This window comes from Thauera sp. (genome assembly GCF_035444905.1).
Lineage (GTDB): Bacteria > Pseudomonadota > Gammaproteobacteria > Burkholderiales > Rhodocyclaceae > Thauera.
Map to the genome: position 1 here is coordinate 1 of NZ_DAOMPS010000124.1, position 3,173 is coordinate 3,173.

Sequence of the window (3,173 nt, forward strand, 5' to 3'; positions counted from 1 at the left end):
ACGGCGCCGATCTGCGGCCCCATGGTGGCGAGGAAGTCGGCGAGCGCGGCCTCGGCCTCGCCGCGACGCTCGGCATCCACCGGGGTGTAGAGCGCCACCATGGCCGAATCGTCGCCCCGCCCGCGCAGTTGCGACAGGGCCAGGTAGGCCTTGCCGACGTAGTCGCTGTGCGTCCAGCGCCCATTGACCCAGTACCAGTGCCAGACCGCCAGGCGCTGGCTGGTTTCGGCGTTGCTGCGCATCTCGTTGGTACGCAGCGTGATGGTTTCACCGCCGATGGGCTGGCGCTGTGTACCCGAGGCGGTGAAGCGCCATTCCTCGTCCTTGTTGAGCAGGATGCGGTTCTCGGAGTTGATCAGCTCCTCGCCGGCGACCTGGTCGCGGTAATAGGTGAGGAAGACGCCGACCTGGGCCTCGCCATTGGTGAACAGCACGTGTTGCTGGCCGCGCATGCCCTGGTAGCGGGGCGTCCAGGCGGGCTTGTCGCCGCCATCGACCTGCGACCACTTGCCCGCCGCGGCGAATTCGCCGAACTGCACCGGGCCATGCTGGCCCTGGCGATCGAGGAAAGCCAGCACCGGGTTCCACAGCGTGACGGCGGCGACGGCGATGACCAGCCCAGCGAGGCGGCCGGTCGTGGCCTGGCCGGCAGCCGCTGCCCCGCCCCTTGTCCCGGCGGCTGCGGCCGGCGCTTCTTCCTCGGCCTCCTGCCAGCGCGAGCCGATCCAGAACAGGATCATGATGATGATGCCGAAGAAGACCCAGCCGTAGATCAGGTGGTCGGCGCCGGCGGCCAGCTTGTTGTCGGTGAGGTGGCCGAGCATGACGATGCCGTAGGCGCGAAGCCAGTTGGCGAACACCGGTAAGATGATGGACGCAGCGACGAAGACGAGGCGCTTCTTAGTGGAGCGGTAGTTGAGGTAGGCGAACAGGCTGCCGACCACCACCGAGGCCATCAGGTAGCGCACGCCGCTGCAGCCTTCGACCACCTCCCAGCGCCCGGAGGGGATGACCAGCAGGTAGCCTTCGGCATACACCGGCACGCCCGAGGCGCGCACTGCCCAGATGATGAAGCTGGCGGTCCAGTCCATCATGGTCGGGAACATGAACTCGCCGAAGGGCACCATGAAGAACAGGAAGCCGATGGGGAAGGCGAAGGTGCGCACCACCGCCGTGCCCATCACCGCCCAGATGAAGCTGATCACCATGCCGACGAAGGCGAACTGGGACACGGCATCGACGCTGGCGAGCTCGCCAAGCAGCCAGGCGAAGCCGGCACCCAGGCCGAACAGGGCCCCGAGCAGGGAGGGTTCGATCGGCAGGTTGCGGATGAAATGGCGCCGCCGCCACACCAGCCAGGCCGAGATCGGGGCGATGACGAAGCCGTGGGCAAAGGTCTCGGAGCGGTCCCAGATGCTGACCATGGCCATGAAGGTGTCGCGGTACCAGAACAGCAGCCACAGCAGGCCGAGGGCGAGCACCGCCAGGTGAAGCCTGCGCGCGGACGCGTCACCTGCGGCGACGTCGCTGCCGGGCTTGTGACCCGCGTTGCTGAGACTCATTGCAGCTTCCTTTGTGTTCATGTCGGTCATCGCTCCTGCGCCTGCAGCGCGGTCTGGTAGGCGGCAAGTAGTTCCGAGCGCACCGAGTGCCAGCGGTAGCGCTGCACCTCGGCCAGCCCGTGGGACACCAGCGCGGTGCGCAAGGGCGCATCGTCGAGGACCTCGCGCGTCGCGGCGGCCAGGGCGGCGGCATCGTCGACCGGCACCAGCATCGCCGTACGCCGGTGCTCGACCATGAAGGGGATGCCGCCGGCGTCGGTCGTGACCACCGGCAGGCCGCTGGCGAGCGCCTCGAGGATGGCATTGGGCATGTTATCCACACGGCTGGCATTGAGCATGAGATCTGCGTCACGGTAGAGCGCAGCCATTTGCTCGCGATCGAGCCGACCGGGAAAGCGGACGCGGTCGGCGACGCCCAGTTCGCGCGCGAGCGCCGCCAGCGCGCTGGCCTCGGGCCCGGCGCCGGCAAGCGTCAGCGTCGCTGCGGGGTAGTGTTGCGACAGCAGGGCGAAGGCGCGAAGCGCAGTATCGTTGCCGTAGATGGCCTCGAGATTACGAGCGACCAGCAAGTGCGGCGCCCTGCCCGCCTGGCGCGGCGGCTCGGCGGGGTGGAAGCGGTCGAGGTCGATGATGTTGGGCACGATGCGGGCGGGCATGCCGTAGCCGGCGAACACCTGCTGCAGGAAACCCGAGGGCACGGCCAGCACGGCGGCACGCCGCATGCTCGCGCGCACTGCCCCCGCCGCGCGGGCAAGAAAGCTGCCCGCCTCGCCGCCGCGGTAATTGACGACGACCGGCAGGCCGCGCAGCGAGGCGATCCACACCGCCGGCGCCGCGAACAGGTGCCACGACCAGCCCGAGTTGGCCATCACATGGACCACGTCGGCGCGCCCCGCCCCGCGCCACAGCTGGGCCAGGTAGGGCAGCAGCCGGAACACGGCGCGCAGACCCTTGAGCTGCGCCGCCCACGCCGGACGATAGGGGGCATTGGTGCGCACGAGCTCGACGCTCGCCCCTTCGCCGCGCAGCAATTCGGCAAGTTGCCGTGTCTGGTTGGCCATGCCACCGGCGGGCGGCGGCAGCGGCCCCACGAGCAATACCCTGAGCGCTGAAAACGACATCGACGCGCTGCTCAGGCCGCCTGCCGGGCGCGACCGCCAAGGCGCTCATAGACCGCCCGGTAGTTGGCCACGCTGTTGGTCCAGTTGCGCACGTCCTCGACGAAGTGGCGCCCGGCCGCGCGCATCGCCGGCCAGCGCTCGCGGTGGGCGAGCATGTCGTCGATGGCGGTGGCGAGGGCTTCGGCGCTGCCGGCCTTGAAGAGCTTGCCGGTCTCGCCGTCGCGGATCAGTTCCTTGTGGCCGCCGACGTCGGACGCGACGAACAACCGGCCCTGGGCCATGGCCTCGAGCGGCTTCAAGGGGGTGACGAGCTCGGTGAGGCGCATGGAGTGGCGCGGGTAGGCGAGCAGGTCGATCTGGTCGTAGTAGCGGCTGACCTCGCTGTGCGGCACGCGGCCGGTGAAGACGACCTTGTCGGCCACGCCGAGGCGCTGGGCCTGGGCCTTGAGATTGGCGTCCTGCGGGCCACCGCCGACCAGCAGCAGGCGCA

The 3,173-nt window shown here is 69.4% G+C and carries 3 protein-coding genes; all 3 read right to left on the bottom strand.

Going from position 1 to position 3,173, the window contains the following annotated elements; genetic code table 11:
- Positions 1-1,562: exosortase A (gene xrtA, locus PLC66_RS22435; protein ID WP_324544396.1), on the bottom strand; the 1,562-nt coding region annotated here is incomplete at its 3' end.
- Between the two features lie 26 nt (positions 1,563-1,588).
- Positions 1,589-2,683, bottom strand: coding sequence for a glycosyltransferase family 4 protein (locus PLC66_RS22440; protein WP_324544397.1), 1,095 nt, complete (start codon positions 2,681-2,683; stop codon positions 1,589-1,591).
- An 11-nt stretch (positions 2,684-2,694) separates the two neighbouring features.
- Positions 2,695-3,173 (bottom strand): glycosyltransferase (locus tag PLC66_RS22445; protein ID WP_324544398.1); only part of this gene is annotated, 479 nt, incomplete at its 5' end.

Bases quoted from the DNA above. Each gene is read 5' to 3' on its own strand.
- PLC66_RS22440 (WP_324544397.1), bottom strand. From the start codon at position 2,683: ATGTCGTTTTCAGCGCTCAGGGTATTGCTCGTGGGGCCGCTGCCGCCG.